The organism is Sphingobium sp., from assembly GCF_048594625.1.
Taxonomy (GTDB): Bacteria; Pseudomonadota; Alphaproteobacteria; order Sphingomonadales; family Sphingomonadaceae; genus Sphingobium.
In genome coordinates this window covers 14,441-30,404 of the sequence record NZ_JBMDWL010000114.1, presented here as the reverse complement: position 1 = coordinate 30,404, position 15,964 = coordinate 14,441, and the positions used below count along the sequence as shown (strand labels likewise).

Here is a 15,964-nt window from a genome sequence, read left to right as displayed (position 1 = left end):
ATCGGGTCCGGGCCGTCATCGGCCCGGACTTTTTCTCCTTGAGGGGATAAGGTCATGAAAATCTTTCTGTTGGGCGCGGTTTCGGCGCTCGCCCTTGCCACCGCCGCCCATGCCAGCGACAGCACCAGCAACGTCACCCAGTCCGGCGCCAGCCAGAATGCGGTGGTGCAGCAAAGCGCCGCGAACAGCTCCACGTCGGAAGTCGTGCAGAGCAACGCCAATAACGACGCTTTCGTGACGCAGGCCGGGGCGGATAATCTGGCGGCGGTCAACCAGTCCGCCAATGGCGCCTATGCCGACGTCAATCAGGACAGCGGGCCGGACGCGCCGACCAGCAACGATCCGACCAACGCCGCCTGGGTTACCCAGACGGGCGCATCGACCGCCGACGTCGATCAGGATGGCGAAGGCAATCTGACCTACGTCACCCAATCGGGCGCGGGATCGAACGCCACCGTGACGCAGCTCAATGCCAACCGTCCGGGGCCGGGCATGGCCAATCGCGTCCAGACGGCCGTGGTCGAACAGGCGGCGGACGGCGCCAGCGCGTCGATCAACCAGAATGGGGAGGGCGGCTATTCGGTCATCACCCAGTCGGCGGCGGCCGACGGATCGATCGCATCGTCCGTCCAGTTTGGTGAAGATAATATCTCCAGCATCAACCAGACCGGTCCCAACAACAGCGCCACCGTCTATCAGCAGTCCGGGCCGGGCATCGCGGGCAATGGCAGCTACAGCTATGTCGATCAGAGCGGCAGCGACAATGACGCCGACGTGTTCCAGCTGGGCATCGGCAACCAGTCCTATGTCATGCAGAATGGCACGGCTGGCGAAGTCGATGTGCGGCAGGAAGGCAATGGCAACTTCTCCACCATATCGCAGACCGCGATCGGCGGCAGCAGCGTCGATGTCGACCAGAACGGCCAGAACAACTATTCCGAAGTCTATCAGGCCGCGACATCCTCTGCCGTGACCGTGGATCAGGACGGCACGTCCAACGTGTCGACCGTTGGCCAGATTGCAGGCGCATCGGTGGTCAATGTCGATCAGCTGGGCGATGGCAACTATGCGCAGGTCGGGCAGCTGACGGCGCTGGGTCTGGTCAACGTCAATCAGGACGGCACGGCCAACATCGCGACCGTCGGTCAGGCGGGGCTGGGCGTGGTCGTCAATGTCGATCAGAATGGCGACAACAACCTGTCCAACACGCAGGAAATTGCCGCCGCCGCTGCCGTTGCCGTCGATCAGGACGGGGACGACAATGAATCGCAGGTCGGTCAGCTTGGCTTCACCGCGCTGGTCGGGGTCACGCAAAATGGCGATCGCAACTATTCGTCGGTGGGTCAGGCCAGCGGTCTGGACTTCGATGCGCAGTTCAGCACCGTCAGCGTGACGCAGATCGGCGACGACAATCTGTCCAGCGTCCTTCAGGGCGGGCTGGATCAGCAGGCCGTGGTCTATCAGGATGGCGACCGGAATGAATCCGCCATTCTCCAGACCGGGGCCGATCAATATGCGGCCGTGCTCCAGACCGGCGACGACAATTATTCGTCCGTCACCCAGTCCGGATCGCTCAACATGACCTTCGTGAACCAGATGACCAATGGGAACGCATCTTATGTGACGCAGTCCGGAACGGGCAACTTCGCTTCCGTGACTCAATAACCCCCCCCGGGGCGGCGGCGGATGCTTGCGTCCGTCGCCGTTCCCCCCTTTGATGGAAGGGACAATATCATGCGACCGACGATGACAGCCCTGTTCCTGCTGACGGCTTTCCCGACCATGGCTGTCGCCCAGACGACCGCCACGATCATCAGTCGCGGGACCGGCAATATGGTGCGGGTCGATCAGTCCACGGCGGTCGCCGCACTGGTGGATATAGAACAGATTGGCGATGCTGGCCGGATCGTCGTCGCCCAGGCGGGCGGCGCCCATCGCGCCATGATCAAATCCACGGGCATCGCCAACGGCATCGCCGCCACGCAATCGGGCGCTGGCGTCAACCATGCGCGGCTTTCGACGTCCGGCAACGATAATATCGCCAATGTCGAACAGCAGGCGCAGGCAGGGGCAGGGAACGGCCTGTCGCTGGAACAGATGGGCAGCGCCAATGTCGCGAACCTGACGCAGCTGGCCTATGCCGGGATCAATGACATGGTGCTGAACCAATATGGCGACGGCAACATGGCGACGCTGAGCCAGAATGGTGACGGCAACCAGTTGTCGCTGACGCAAAACGGCAATGGCAACAATGCGCAGTTGAACCAGATCGGCAACGGCCTTGCCCTTGGGCTGACCCAGTCGGGCGGCGCGACGATCGCCATCACCCAGACGACGCCCTGATCAAAAGGATATTCGGATGCCAGGCCTGACCCTGATCCTGACCTTGCTGCTTCAGTCGGAGGCAGCATTGCCGCAGCCCGAAGCGAAGAAGGATGTCGATGTGGAGCAACTGGCGGTGCCCGGCGGGCATGTTCGGGACATGGACATTCCCAATGTCGCATCCGGGAAAGGCGCCGATCCGTCCCAGATTTCGCAGCTTCCCCCGACGCTCGACGCGCCTGTCGGCGCCAGCAAGGGCGAAGATGTGCTGAAAGGCGGCGACCAGCATGATCGCAGGCGCTTTGCCGATGAAGTCGCGCGCGTGGCGGGCACGCTGCGCGAACGCGGCCAGCAGCCGACACCCGAAGCGCTGGCGCGGGAAATCGGGCCGGATACCCTCGCTCAATATCTGAGCGTCGATCCCGCCATGCTCGACAGCTATGGCGCGATCCCCGAACATGGCGATCCTGTCCCCGTGCCGGACGGCGGCGCGATCGCGATCCCCGTTCCCCCGCAATAAGGTGCGCCGATGCGATCCCGCCTTTGCCTGTTCATCCTGATCTGGGGAATGTCCATGTCGCCCGCAGCCCATTCCGGCGATCGCGCCGCCGATCGTCCCGTCGACCTGCTGGTGGAGGAGGGGGATAGGGACGTCAGGCTGTCGGTCGTCGGCCAGTCGTCCAGCGACATCCGGGTCGATGTCGAACTGACGGTCGAAGGGGCGTCGCGCCTGCACACCCGCAGCAGCGCGACATTGCGTGCCGGTGCGCCCGCCGTCACCATCAGCCGCGCGCAGGTGCAGGCCCATGTGCCATGGCATGCACGCCTTTCGGTGTCCGGCCCGGCGATGGAGGCCTATGACATCATCCGCGGAACCCGGCTGGATCGTTGAGCGTCAGGACATGTCGCAATGTCAGGACCGGTTGGGGTCGGGGCTTGGTCGGAGACAGGGCCGGTCGGGGCGGAACGCTGCCCTGATGGATGGACCGATGCTGCCGCGCGACATACCCCACTCCCGTCCTTCCCCATAAGCCCGGCCATATAAACTTGGCCACATAAGCCCGACTTGTCAGCATAGTGGATCATTGCGGCTGTTGCGTCGTTGCCGCCTGCGATATGGCGCGCATGCCTGTCATGGGAAGGGAATAGTCGATGGCCTACACGCTGATCACCGCCAACCGCAATTACAGCAGCTGGTCGTTGCGGCCATGGTTGCTGATGCGCGTTCTGGGCATCGCGTTCGACGACCGGATCGAACCCTTCGCTGCCGCCACCAACTATGCCGCCTTCCGCAGCTTTTCTCCCACCGGACAGGTGCCGGCGCTGATCGATGAAGATCGCACCATGTGGGATTCGCTCGGCATCACCTTATATCTGGCCGATCGTCATCCCGGCGTCTGGCCCGCCGATGAGGCCGCGCGCGCTTTCGCCCAGTGTGCGGTGACCGAAATGCACAGCGGCTTTGCGACCCTGCGCAACGATTGCACCATGAATGTGGGCGTGCGCGTCGAACCGCATATGCATTCCCCGGCGCTCAACCGCGACATCGCCCGGCTGCGCGAATTGTGGGAACAGGGGCTGGACCGGTTCGGCGGGCCGTTTCTGGCGGGCAAGGCGTTTACCGCGATCGACGCCTTCTATGCGCCCGTGGCCTTCCGCGTGCGCACCTATGGTCTGGATGTCGGCCCCCATGCGCAGCGCTGGGTCGATCATATGCTGGAACTGCCCGCCATGCGTCAGTGGGAGGAGGAGGCCCTCGCCGAAACATGGCGCGAAGATAGCCATGAAGCGGAGATCGCGGCGGCGGGCCGGATCATCGAAGATCATCGGGCGGTATGATCGGAGTGTAACTTTCTTGCCCGCCTGATAGGAAAAACAGCTAAATTCGGTCCCGCACCCCCTTTCCCGGAAAGCCGGACGGGTCTAGGGGGTGGGGACTATGGTTAAATCCCGCACCCTGTATGAAAAGATCTGGGACGCGCACGTTGTCGAACGGCGTCCCGACGGCACCTGCCTCATCTATATCGACCGGCACCTCGTTCATGAAGTGACGTCGCCGCAGGCGTTCGAAGGGCTTCGCCTTGCCGGGCGCAAGGTGCGCCGCCCGGATCTGACCCTTGCGGTGCCGGACCATAATCTGCCCACGACCCCGCGCCGCGACGCGGACGGCAACCGCATCCCCATCGCCGATCCGCAAAGCGCGGAGCAGCTGGCGGCGCTGGAACGTAATGCGCCCGAATTTGGCGTGCGCCTGATCGGCGACGCGGATCGGGAACAGGGCATCGTTCATGTGGTGGGGCCGGAACAGGGCTTTACCCTGCCGGGCACGACGCTGGTGTGCGGCGACAGCCATACCAGCTCGCACGGCGCGCTGGGCGCGCTGGCGTTCGGCATCGGCACCAGCGAGGTGGAACATGTGCTGGCCACCCAGACACTGCTGCTGAAACAGTCGAAGACGATGGCGGTCGTGGTCGATGGCGAACTGGCGCCGGGCGTCACGCCAAAGGATGTCGCGCTGGCGATCTGCGGCGCCATCGGCACGGCGGGCGGCACCGGCTATGTCATGGAATATCGCGGTTCCGCGTTCCGCGACATGTCGATCGAAGGGCGGCTGACCGTTGCCAACATGTCGATAGAGGCGGGCGCGCGGTCCGGCCTGTTCGCCCCCGACGAAAAGACGTTCGCCTATATCAAGGGGCGCCCGATGGCCCCCAAGGGCGTGGATTTCGACGCGGCGGTCGCTTACTGGAAGACGCTCGTCACCGACGAAGGCGCTGTGTTCGACAAGACCGTGGTGATCGACGCCGCCGACATCGTGCCCACCGTCACCTGGGGCACCAGCCCGGAAGACGTCGTCGCGGTGACCGGCGTGGTGCCCGATCCCGGCAGCTTCGCCGATCCGTCGAAACAGGCCGCTGCGCAGAAATCGCTCGATTATATGGGCCTCGTCGCCGGGCAGAAGATGGCCGACGTCGCCATCGAACATATTTTCATCGGCAGCTGCACCAACAGCCGGATCGAGGATTTGCGCGCCGCGGCGGAACTGCTGAAGGGGCGGCACATCGCGGCGGGTATCAAGCATGCGATGGTCGTGCCCGGCTCCGGCATCGTCAAGGAACAGGCCGAATCCGAAGGACTGGACCGCATCTTCCTCGACGCCGGGTTCGAATGGCGCGAACCGGGCTGTTCGGCTTGCCTTGGCATGAACCCGGACAAGGTGCCTGCGGGCGAACGCTGCGCATCGACCAGCAACCGCAATTTCATGGGCCGTCAGGGGCCGGGGTCGCGCACCCATCTGGTATCGCCCGTCATGGCGGCGGCGGCGGCCATCACGGGTCGCCTGACCGACGTGCGCGAACTGCTGAACGGCGTGTCTGAGAAAAATGGTGAGGGGATGGTCGCATGAAGAAGATTTTCTGGGTATTGACGCTGGGCGCTCTGGCCAGCGCGGCGATGGCGGCAACGCTGGGCCGGGCCGAAGACACGCCGCCACAGGCGCAGGTGAAGAAGGCGCGTTGATGGAAAAGCTGACGACCGTCGACGGCCGGGCCTACCCGTTCGGGATGAAGAATGTCGACACCGACATCGTCATCCCGGCCCATTGGCTCAAGACCATTTCGCGCAGCGGCCTTGGCAAGGGCGCGTTCGAAGTGCTGCGCAAGGAACCGGGCAACATATTCGACGATCCGGAATATGCGGGCAGCCCGATCCTGATCGCGGGCGACAATTTCGGATGCGGGTCCAGCCGCGAACATGCCGCATGGGCATTGGGCGATCTGGGCATCAAAGTGGTGATCGCGCCCAGCTTTTCCGACATTTTTTCCGGCAATGCGTTCAAGAACGGTATCCTGACCGTCGTCCTGCCGCAGGATGCGGTGGATCGCCTGCTGGATGTGGCAAAGACCGATCCGATCCATGTCGATCTGGAATCGCAGACCGTCACCACGCAGTTTCAGGATCGTTTCAGTTTCGAAATCGATGCGTTCCGCAAACATTGCCTGCTGGGCGGCCTTGATGAAATCGGGCTGACGCTGGGCGAAGCGGACGTGATCGACGGATATGAGGCGCGTCAGGCGCAGGAACGGCCGTGGCTCGTGCCCGCCGCCGTTGCCTAATCGCGCGACTCTGCCTATCAATTACTGCAATCATGGTACGCAACGGGGCTTTTGACGCATGACCACCTTCGACGATCGCGAACGGGCGTTCGAAAATATGTTTGCCCACGATCAGGAAATGCAGTTCCGCATTCAGGCGCGCCGCAATCGGCTGCTGGGTGAATGGGCCGCTGCGAAAATGGGCCTGACGCCTGAAGAAACCGACGCCTATGCCAAGGCCGTGGTACAGGCCGACTTCGAGGAAGCGGGCGATGAAGATGTCATCCGCAAGCTGCTGGGCGACATGACGCAGGCTGGTCTCGACATCGACGAAGCCGGTGTGCGCACCGCGCTGGACGAACAGGCGGTGATCGCCCGCCGCATGTTCATCGAAGCACAATAAGGGCGCACGATCCATGCCGATGGCAGCCGATGAGATTGCGGACATGATCCGCGCGGCGATTCCCGATGCGCAGGTCGAAATTACCGACCTGGCCGGGGATGGCGATCATTATGCGGCGAAGGTCGTGTCCGAAAGCTTTCGCGGGATGACCCGCGTGGCGCAACAGCGCGCGGTCTATGCGGCGCTGGGCGGTCGCATGGGCGGCGTGCTGCATGCCTTGCAACTGACCACCGGGCTTCCCAATTAACGCGCATATATTCGCGCCCGCGCGCCGGGCGCCAGACAGGAATGGAATATAATATGACCGACGCCGTGCAGCAGCGGATTGCCGACATCGTCAATGGCAATGACGTGGTGCTTTTCATGAAGGGCACGCCGCTTTTTCCGCAATGCGGTTTTTCCAGCCGCGCCATCGCGATCCTGGAACATCTGGGCGTCGCCTATGACACGGTGGACGTGCTGCAGGATCAGGCCGTGCGTCAGGGCATCAAGTCCTTTTCCGACTGGCCGACCATTCCCCAGCTTTATGTGAAGGGCGAATTTGTGGGCGGCAGCGACATCATGATGGAAATGTATGAAGCCGGTGAGCTTCAGCAGCTGATGACCGATCAGGGCGTCGCCGCCGCCAGCTGATCCGGCCTTCGGTCGATCGAACAGGAAAGGGCGATCCGGCAGCGGGTCGCCCGTTTGCTTTTGGGACGGAGTCCCGGCGACTGCCCGCGCAATCCGCCTTTCAGCAATCGTCCATTTCGGGCGGCGCCAGTTTTTCATGCGGTCCGTCGATCCAGAGGCGGCAGATATGCTCCGCCCCGTCCCGCGTGCAGCTGATCGATCCGCTCCCTTTATGCAGGCCGCTTGCGCCACATTCCGATCGTGCGCCCTTGCCGGGCATGCGGTCGTAAAGCTGCCTGGCGGCTTGGCCGGTCACGATCATTTCGACCACGCCATCGTCATGCGGGAAGGCCCTTGCCGATCCATCGTCCGTCATGGCGCCCGACACAGGCGGCCCCGCACCGATCAGCAGAAGGGGGCCGATACTCAGCAAAGCCAGCTTGTGCCTCATGGGGTCACCTTCGTCAGTTCGATCTGATCGTCCATGGGTTCGGCCGCCACCGCCAGCATCTGCCGATGCAGCAATGCCCGGCTGGGAAAGGTACAGCTGGCCGCCGACTGCGGATCGCGCGCGACCGATCCGCCATGTGCGCGGACGATCGCGCCTGTCTCCGCATCGCATGGCAGGATGGAGATCAGCATTTTGTCATCCCGATTGTCCAGCAACAGATACATGGCCTTGGGCGCGCGATCCGCACTGGCGGGATCGATTTTCTGTAACTGGACGATGAAGCGGCCCGGATAGTCGCTGCCCAGCGGAATGGTCAGCGCCTGCATCGGATGATCGCCGCCTTCGATCGACAGGCTTTTGTCCGCCCGCTGGCGGATCGTGATCCGGTCGCCGTCCGCCATGTCGGACCCGGCCTCGCTCATCCGATATACGCCCTCGGCAATGGCCGGCGCGGCATCCGCCGCCGTGTAGAAGGGCAGGCCGCTCCAGCAGGCGGACAGGGGCCATATCGCGGCCAGCAGGAACAGGTATCGCATGGGCGTGTCGGTCCTGACGGATGAATGTCAGGCATCAGCATATCGCGCTTTCCCTCCCGAAATCCATGGCTTTGCTGCGCGATTGCCGACGCGTCTGCGTGCGCCATGCTAATAGGACTTTCCAGCTCCGATTTCTGCGACTAGAGGGGCGCATCCCCGGGGGGCCGCTCATGCGTGGCTGAGAGGTGGTTGGCAGACCACGACCCGCTGAACCTGATCCGGCTGATTACCGGCGTAGGGAGGGCACAGCGGCACGCCGCCAGTCCCTCCGCGTGGAGTGGACGTAAGATGACGATGAACTACAGGATTTTTGCCAGCCGGGCCGCATTGGCGATCGCCCTGATCCTTCCCCCGCACGCTGTCGTTGCGGCAGAGGATGATCAGCAGGATCGCGCGACCATAGAGGTGACGGGCTATCCCGATCCGCAGGGCCTTCTGCCCGATCAGACCGCGCCAAAGGCCGTCAGCTCGATCGCCGAAGCCTTCATCGGCAAGCAGGCGCCGACCCTCAACGCCTTTCAGCTGGTCAACCTGCTGCCCGGCGCGAATGTGTCGTCCAGCGATCCCTATGGCCTGTCCGCGACGTCCAGCCTGACCCTGCGCGGTCTGGGGCAGGATCAGATCGGGGTGCTGCTGGAAGGCGCGCCGCAAAATGACATCGGTTATTATTACGCCTATCCCTCGCAATTCGCCGACGCGGAAAATGTCCGCCAGATCGCGCTGTCGCAGGGCGCGGCCGACATCGATGCGCCGGTCGTCGCGGCGGCGGGCGGCACGCTGTCGCTGACGCTGGACGATCCGAAGGCGACGATGGGCGCTTTGGTCAACCTGTCGGCCGGTTCCTACGACCAGCGTCGCGCCTTCCTGCGTTTCGACACGGGCGACATCGGGGGCAGCGGCGTCAGGGCATTTCTGTCCTATTCCAATAACCGCGCGGACAACTGGCGCGGGCCGGGCCATGACAGGCGCCAGCATATCGACGCGAAGCTGCTGCACGAATGGGGGGAGGGCAACCGCGCCAGCCTCGCCATCTCCTATAATGACGCGATTACCTCCACCTATCCCAGCCCGACCATGGCCGACTGGAAAGCCGATGGACGCGGTTTCAACTTCACGAAAACATATGGCGATGGCGATACCAGCTATTGGCGGCTGTACCGCGCGCCATTCCGCAATCTCTATTTCGCCGCGCCCGTGCATATCCGGCTGACCGACGCGCTGGCGTTCGACAGCAGCGCCTATCTGCAAATGGGGCACGGCAATTCGCCCTATGGGACGCAACTTGCCACGACCGGCAATTATCTGGGCACCGAAGAACTGACCCAGCCGATCGCGCTGCCCGGCGCGGTCGATGGCGTTGCGACGGTGCTGGGCAACTGGACCGGCAGGCAGAGGCGCGTGGGCGATGTGAGCAAGCTGACGCTTCAGGCGGGCAATCACAGGATCGTCGCCGGCCTGTGGTTCGATTATGGCACGGACCGCGTGACGCAAAGCTATACCTCGGTCGATGCAAATGGTCGTCCGTTCGACGCCTGGGGTTATCAGGACAAGGCGATCCGGACCGCCGACGGCCGCCTGCTTGCCTATGAAAATCAGCGCACGGTCACCGTGACGAAGGGCTTTTTCCTGTCGGACAGCATCGCGCTCACCCCGCGCCTGACGATCGATGCGGGGTTCAAGGGCGTCAGCCTGCTGCGCAACGGCCGCAATTATCTGCCCGGCCCGCAGTCGAAGGTTCATGTCGACAGCTTCGCCGCCCTGCCGCGCGCGGCGGTGCATTACCGGCTGGACGACCGGCAGCAACTGTTCGCCAACATCACCACCAACTTCCGCACGCCCAATGAATTTGCGCTCTACAACGCCTATTATGACGGCGAACTGGTATCGCAGGGCACCGATGCGCTCAGGAATGAATATAGCGTCTCTCAGGAACTGGGCTATCGCTATATCGGGCCGAACCTGTCCTTTTCGCTGACGGCCTTTCACTATCATTTCCGCAATCGGCAGGTGGCGACCGTGGTCAACAGCGGCGGCGCGCTGGTCAATGCGACGATCAACGGGGGAAGCCAGACCAGCTACGGTCTGGACGGCGAGATCGACTGGCGTCCGGTGCAGGGTTTCAGCCTCTATGCGTCCGGCGAATATCTGCACACGCGCCTTGACGACGATCTGATGGTGGGCAGCGACCTTTTGCCGACGAAGGGCAAGCGGGCGGTGGCCAGCCCGCGCTTCCAGTTCGGTCTTGGCAGCACCTATGACGATGGTCGCCTGTTCGGCAGCGCGGCGCTCAAATATGTCGGCCGCCAATATGCGACCTTCATGAACGACGAAAGCATTCGGGGCTATGCCACGCTGGACATGGCGATCGGCCTGCATCTGGCCGGGCTGATCGACGCGCAGCGCATGGATGTGCGGCTGAACGCCATCAACCTCACCAATCCGCGCGTCCTGTCGGGCATTCAGGCGATCGGCAGCAATGCGGGCGATGTCGTCGGCCGCAACGGCACGCTGATCGCGGGATCGGCGCCGGGCTATTATATCGGCAGCGGCCGCGCCTTCGTGGTCACGCTGTCGCGGGCCTTCTGACGATGAGCGGCGGCCATCTGGTGCATGGCATGGGCATGGCGCTGGAAACGCCAACATGGCCCGCCATCACCATGGCCGATGCGCAGGCGGTGCTGGCCCATTTCCCGGCGGCGGGGCGGCTGGTCGACCTTCACTGGCATTCGCCGCGTCCCTTCTCGGCGGCGGCGCTGATCGACACCGACAGGGGCCTGCATTTCCTCAAACGCCATCACCACCGGCTCCGCACCCCTGCCGCTCTGGTGGAGGAACATCGCTTCATGGCGCATCTGCGCGCCGCGGGCCTCTGTGTGCCCGAAATCGTGTCGACGGCGGACGGCGACAGCGCGGTGGCGCTGGGCGAATGGACCTATGAACTGCATCGCGACGCGCCGGGGGCGGACCTGTATCGCGACCGACAGTCATGGACGCCTTTCCTGTCGTCCGGCCATGCCCATGCGGCGGGGGAGGCGCTGGCCCGGCTCCATCGCGCATCGCGCGATTTCGCGGCGCCCGCGCGCGGCCCGCACCCCCTGATCGCCAGCTTCACCATTCTGCCTGCGCTTGATCCGATGGCAGCGGCGCAGGCCTATGTCGCCGCTCGTCCGGCCCTGTCCGGCTGGCTGGCGGACAGGGCATGGCAGCGGGAACTGGCGCGGTTGATCGCTGCACTGGGGCAGGGGCTGTCCGAACGGATGGCGGGGCAGCCTGCGCTCTGGACCCATGGCGACTGGCATCCGTCCAACCTGCTCTGGACCGATGGGGGCGGGGTCGCCGCCATATTGGACTTCGGACTGGCGACGCGCAGCTGCGCGCTGCACGATCTGGCCATGGCGATCGAGCGCGCCGCCTTTCGCTGGCTGGATCTGGGCAACGACGATGCGATTGGCGATGTGGACGCCGCCATGGCGATCATCACCGGCTATCGCGGCGTCGCGCCCATCGCCGCTTCGGACATGGAAACGCTCATTGGCCTGTTGCCGCTGATCCATGTGGAATTTGCCCTGTCGGAAATCGACTATTTCGCGGGCATCGTCGGCGATCCTGATCAGGCCGCCATCGCATGGCAGGATTATCTGGTCGGCCATGCGGACTGGTTCCTGTCCGTGGCGGGGCAGGATTTCCTGCGCCGCCTGATGGAAAGGGCCATGGCCTGATGTCGTTTCTGGAAATCTTCGCCGTCGTCATCAGCTTCCTCGGCATCTGGCTGACCGCGAAACGGAGGATGCTGTGCTGGCCGGTCAACCTGCTGGCCTGCGCGCTCTATTTCAAAATCTTCCTTGATGTGCGCCTGTATGCCGACATGGCGTTGCAGGCGCTGTTCGGCGGCGCCGTCCTGTATGGCTGGTGGCAATGGGCGCAGGGCAGAGAGGATAGGGGGCAGGTCGTCGTGATGCCCCTGCCGCCGATGCGCGCGCGCTGGAGCCTTGCCATCGGCGCGGTCGGCGCGCTGGTCATCGGCGGGCTGATGCATCGCTTTACTGACGCCGCGCTCCCATGGCTGGACGCGGCACTCAGCAGCTTCAGCCTCGTCGCGCAATATTGGACCGCGCGGCGTCACCGGGCCAGCTGGCTGCTGTGGATCATCCTCGACATCATCTATGTCGGCATGTTCGCGTTCAAGCATCTGTGGCTGACGGCGGGCCTCTATGCTGCGATGATCCTGCTCGCCATTCTGGGTTACTTGCGCTGGCGGGACGGGGCCGTCGAACCGGGGGCGACCTCGCCCGGTCGAAATACGGGCAAAGCTCATAATCCGTAAGGGTAATTCGAGATATATACGATTAATGTCCCATTTACCGGTACTTAATCCCAAATTATGCTCCGTATTTCATCGCGCAAAAAAGTGTATTCGTCGCATGATCATTGATGGTGCGGATGCTGCGGGCTTATCCCACGCGCAGGAAGTTTAGCGTTAAATCATACATTCAGCTTTCGGTTTAGCCGCCGATCTTCCTGACAAGATTATTATAAAGTAAATTGGGAGAGAGATATGAAGGCGTGGTGGATTCCGGCTGCGTTGAGCGCAGGCTGCTCATTATCGTCGCTGATCGTGGCACAGGCCATGGCGGCGGAACCACAATCGGCCGATGTCGCCGCGCCCGCATCCTCCAGCGTTGCGCCACAGGCGTCCGGGTCGATCGACGATGATCAGGCCAATGCCGCCGAAATCGTCGTGACCGGCATCCGCGCCAGCCTCAGTTCCTCTGCCCAGACAAAGCGCAACGCCGAACAGATCGTGGATTCGATCAGCGCGGTCGAAGTCGGCAAGTTCCCTGACGCCAACATCGCGGAATCGCTGCAACGCATCACCGGCGTCGCCATCGACCGTTCCGGCGGCGAAGGGCAGTTCATCACGGTTCGCGGCCTTGGCCCGGAATTCAACACCGTCCTCGTCAACGGCCGCGTCATGGCGACGGACAATGCGGGCCGTGAATTTTCGTTCGACGTGCTGTCTTCGAACATGATCCAGCGCACCGACATCTTCAAATCGTCCGTGTCCGAATTGCAGGAAGGCGGCATCGGCGCCACCGTCAACATCGTGACCGCCCGCCCGCTGGAAGGGCGGGACGGCTTCCACGCCACCGCGCAGATCGGCGGCATATATGACACGCTGCGGGAAAAGGCGTCGCCCGACATGGCGGCCAACCTGTCCTACGCCAATCCGGAAAAGACGTTCGGCATCGTGCTGGCGGGCAGCTATACCAAGCGCCGCAACCAGATCGATACGATCGCTGTCGACGGGTGGATCAACGGTCGGCCCGACATCGTGTCGATGATCGGCGGCGTGCCCACATTGCTGACCGGGTCCGACCCGCGTTATCCGGTCGAAGGCAATGTGAACATGCCGCAAAGCCTTTATTATCAGCGGGCGCAGGAATCGCGTGAGCGCATCAACCTGTCCGGCACGCTCCAGTATAAGCCCGCTGACAATCTGGAAATCACCATCGACGGCATCTACTCGAAATTCAATGTTTCGGGCGTGACGCGCAAGATGGATAACTTCATGGCGGCGCCCTATTTCGAGCCGACCTTCGATGAAAACGGCACCGCGACCAGCCTGACGATGATCGGTCGTGACTTCATCAATCAAAACCCGCAATTCCTGGCCGATTATGGCGACCGGCTGGTCAACAACGGCGTCAATGCCAAGATCGACCATGTCTACAATCTGACCAACCGCAAATCCGACAGCTATCAGATCGGCGGTAATGTGAAGTGGCAGCCCGCCGACAATATCGAACTGAGGTTCGATGCGTCGATGACCGGCGCGAACCGGAAATCGCCCAACAAATATCTCGTGATAGGTGGCCTGCTGCCCTACAGCTATGATTTCCAGCTGGACGGCGGCGGCGGTATCCCGACCGTGTCGTTCGACAATGCGATCATCAACGATCCCAACGCGATGCGCCTGCACTATATGGGCATCGACAATAACCGGTCGCGCGACCGTGGGTCGGAATTCCATTTCGACACCAAATGGGACATCGACGATTCCGTCCTGAAATCGGTGCAGATCGGCCTGTCCTATACGCAGCGGCGCAAGATCAACCGGTCGTTCAACAACAGCGATTCCAGCTGCACCTATTGCGGTTATCAGATCCCGATCCCCAACGGCCTTCTGTCGGCCTATGACTGGAGCGACCTGCTGGGTGGCGGGCGGAACATTCCGCCCACGGCGTTCGAATTCGATGCCGACGCCTTCCTCGACTATCTGAACGATCCCGCCACGCTGGCCATCCCCAGCAACGGCCGTACCCCTGAAGAACAGGCCGCCTTCGCGCAGCAGATGCTGGCGCTGGACGGCGGACCGTTCGGGGTGCGCGAACAGCTGCGCGGCACGGTCAATGTCCGCGAAAGGCTGACGGCGGGCTATATCAGCATGCAGTTCGGCGGACCGCGCTGGACCGGCAATGTCGGCATGCGCGTGGTGAAGACCGACGTTCTGTCGTCCGGCTTCAACACCCCGGTCACCAGCATCGCCAACACGCCGGGCGACGACACCCTGCAATATACCTATGGTCCCGCCACCGCGGTTTCGGTCAGCAACAGCTATGTGAACGCGCTTCCGTCCGCGAACGTCAAATATAATCTGACCGACGACCTGATCGTCCGTGCGGCCTATTCGGAAACGATCACCCGGCCGACGCTGACCGACCTTGGCGTCAACAATGACTTTGGCGGGCGCATTTCCGTGCCGCAATCGTCGGGCGGCAATCCGTCGCTGCGGCCGTTCCGTTCGACCAATTATGATGCGTCGATCGAATGGTATATCTCGCGGGTCAGCTATGTCAGCGTCGGCGGCTTCTACAAGGATCTGTCCGACTTCCTGGAACTTCAGACCCTGCCGGTCGAACGGTTCGGGCGCATATTCCAGGATACCCGCACCCGCAACGGTCAGAGTGGCAAGATCAAGGGCGTGGAAGTCGGCGGCCAATATTCCTTCGATGCGCTGGGTGGTTTCGCGTCGGGCTTCGGCGTGACTGGCAACTATACCTATGTGTCGAGTTCGGCGAAGCGGGATCAGGCGCTGAACGATTATCCCTGCGGCTATAACGGCCTGTCGCCCCATTCGGCGAACGGCAGCGTCTTCTTCGAAAATTACGGTCTGTCGGCGCGCGTATCCTATAACTGGCGGTCGGATTATCTGCGCAATTGCCGCGACAGCCAGTCCCGCCCGCGCAACCGGTCATCCTATGGCCAGTGGGACTTCAACATCTCCTACGACCTGACGCCCAATTTCCAGGTCTATCTGCAGGGCGTGAACGTCACCAATGAAAAGGTGAACGAATGGTCGGCGGTGAAGGATCGGTTCCTGCTGCTGCAGGATACCGGCGCCCGTTACAATTTTGGCGTCCGCGCGAAATTCTGATCGGATAGCGGGCCTGAAACGGGCTGATAGGGCAAGGCCCGCTCCACCTTCCCGATCCTGCGATCGGGTTGGCGGGGCGGGCCTTGTCGTGTGCGTCTTATCTCCATCCTC

General features: G+C 62.9%; 16 protein-coding genes and 1 riboswitch. Of the genes, 14 read left to right on the top strand and 2 right to left on the bottom strand.

Features of this window, described 5'->3' with window-relative positions:
• Window positions 1-54 precede the first annotated feature (54 nt).
• The 10 genes from ACOJSJ_RS14785 to grxD all read left to right on the top strand — a co-directional run bounded on the left by ACOJSJ_RS14785 (window position 55) and on the right by grxD (window position 7,452).
• Window positions 55-1,665, top strand: a complete 1,611-nt coding sequence (locus ACOJSJ_RS14785; protein ID WP_420145733.1) for a hypothetical protein — start codon at window positions 55-57, stop codon at window positions 1,663-1,665.
• Between the two features lie 81 nt (window positions 1,666-1,746).
• Window positions 1,747-2,343 carry a hypothetical protein gene (locus ACOJSJ_RS14780; RefSeq protein WP_420145732.1) on the top strand — a complete coding sequence of 199 codons (597 nt, stop codon included), beginning with the start codon at window positions 1,747-1,749 and terminating at the stop codon, window positions 2,341-2,343.
• 16 nt (window positions 2,344-2,359) lie between these two features.
• Window positions 2,360-2,842, top strand: coding sequence for a hypothetical protein (locus ACOJSJ_RS14775; RefSeq protein WP_420145731.1), 483 nt, complete (start codon window positions 2,360-2,362; stop codon window positions 2,840-2,842).
• 9 nt (window positions 2,843-2,851) lie between these two features.
• Window positions 2,852-3,214 carry a hypothetical protein gene (locus ACOJSJ_RS14770; protein ID WP_420145730.1) on the top strand — a complete coding sequence of 121 codons (363 nt, stop codon included), beginning with the start codon at window positions 2,852-2,854 and terminating at the stop codon, window positions 3,212-3,214.
• Between the two features lie 260 nt (window positions 3,215-3,474).
• Window positions 3,475-4,161, top strand: a complete 687-nt coding sequence (locus ACOJSJ_RS14765) for a glutathione S-transferase family protein (protein ID WP_420145729.1) — start codon at window positions 3,475-3,477, stop codon at window positions 4,159-4,161.
• Window positions 4,162-4,261: 100 nt separating this feature from the next.
• Complete coding sequence (leuC, locus tag ACOJSJ_RS14760) at window positions 4,262-5,728, top strand: 3-isopropylmalate dehydratase large subunit (RefSeq protein WP_420145728.1); 1,467 nt, start codon at window positions 4,262-4,264, stop codon at window positions 5,726-5,728.
• A 112-nt stretch (window positions 5,729-5,840) separates the two neighbouring features.
• Window positions 5,841-6,437, top strand: a complete 597-nt coding sequence (gene leuD, locus ACOJSJ_RS14755) for a 3-isopropylmalate dehydratase small subunit (protein ID WP_420145727.1) — start codon at window positions 5,841-5,843, stop codon at window positions 6,435-6,437.
• A gap of 58 nt (window positions 6,438-6,495) precedes the next feature.
• Window positions 6,496-6,819, top strand: coding sequence for a DUF1476 domain-containing protein (locus tag ACOJSJ_RS14750; RefSeq protein WP_004210904.1), 324 nt, complete (start codon window positions 6,496-6,498; stop codon window positions 6,817-6,819).
• A gap of 13 nt (window positions 6,820-6,832) precedes the next feature.
• On the top strand, window positions 6,833-7,066 hold the full coding sequence (locus ACOJSJ_RS14745; protein WP_420145726.1) for a BolA/IbaG family iron-sulfur metabolism protein: 234 nt from the start codon (window positions 6,833-6,835) through the stop codon (window positions 7,064-7,066).
• A gap of 53 nt (window positions 7,067-7,119) precedes the next feature.
• A complete protein-coding gene (gene grxD / locus ACOJSJ_RS14740) occupies window positions 7,120-7,452 on the top strand; it encodes a Grx4 family monothiol glutaredoxin (protein WP_420145725.1) in 333 nt (110 codons plus the stop codon).
• 100 nt (window positions 7,453-7,552) lie between these two features.
• Here the strand turns inward: grxD and ACOJSJ_RS14735 are convergent, their stop codons facing one another.
• Window positions 7,553-7,882: a hypothetical protein gene (locus ACOJSJ_RS14735; RefSeq protein WP_420145724.1), complete on the bottom strand. Its 330-nt coding sequence runs from the start codon at window positions 7,880-7,882 to the stop codon at window positions 7,553-7,555.
• Window positions 7,879-8,418, bottom strand: coding sequence for a hypothetical protein (locus ACOJSJ_RS14730; RefSeq protein ID WP_420145723.1), 540 nt, complete (start codon window positions 8,416-8,418; stop codon window positions 7,879-7,881). Before ACOJSJ_RS14730 ends, ACOJSJ_RS14735 begins: the two co-directional genes overlap by 4 nt.
• A gap of 154 nt (window positions 8,419-8,572) precedes the next feature.
• Window positions 8,573-8,662: riboswitch (TPP riboswitch) on the top strand.
• Window positions 8,663-8,706: 44 nt separating this feature from the next.
• On the opposite strand from ACOJSJ_RS14730, the gene ACOJSJ_RS14725 reads away from it, so the two are divergent.
• The 4 genes from ACOJSJ_RS14725 (at window position 8,707) to ACOJSJ_RS14710 (ending at window position 15,853) form a co-directional block, all read left to right on the top strand.
• On the top strand, window positions 8,707-11,004 hold the full coding sequence (locus ACOJSJ_RS14725; RefSeq protein WP_420145722.1) for a TonB-dependent receptor: 2,298 nt from the start codon (window positions 8,707-8,709) through the stop codon (window positions 11,002-11,004).
• Window positions 11,001-12,137, top strand: a complete 1,137-nt coding sequence (locus tag ACOJSJ_RS14720) for a phosphotransferase enzyme family protein (protein ID WP_420145745.1) — start codon at window positions 11,001-11,003, stop codon at window positions 12,135-12,137. The genes ACOJSJ_RS14725 and ACOJSJ_RS14720 overlap by 4 nt, the downstream gene beginning before the upstream one ends.
• Window positions 12,137-12,742 carry a nicotinamide riboside transporter PnuC gene (gene pnuC, locus ACOJSJ_RS14715; RefSeq protein WP_420145721.1) on the top strand — a complete coding sequence of 202 codons (606 nt, stop codon included), beginning with the start codon at window positions 12,137-12,139 and terminating at the stop codon, window positions 12,740-12,742. The genes ACOJSJ_RS14720 and pnuC overlap by 1 nt, the downstream gene beginning before the upstream one ends.
• A 231-nt stretch (window positions 12,743-12,973) precedes the next feature.
• Window positions 12,974-15,853 (top strand): TonB-dependent receptor, encoded by a 2,880-nt coding sequence (locus ACOJSJ_RS14710; protein WP_420145720.1) that lies wholly within the window; start codon window positions 12,974-12,976, stop codon window positions 15,851-15,853.
• Window positions 15,854-15,964: the final 111 nt, after the last annotated feature.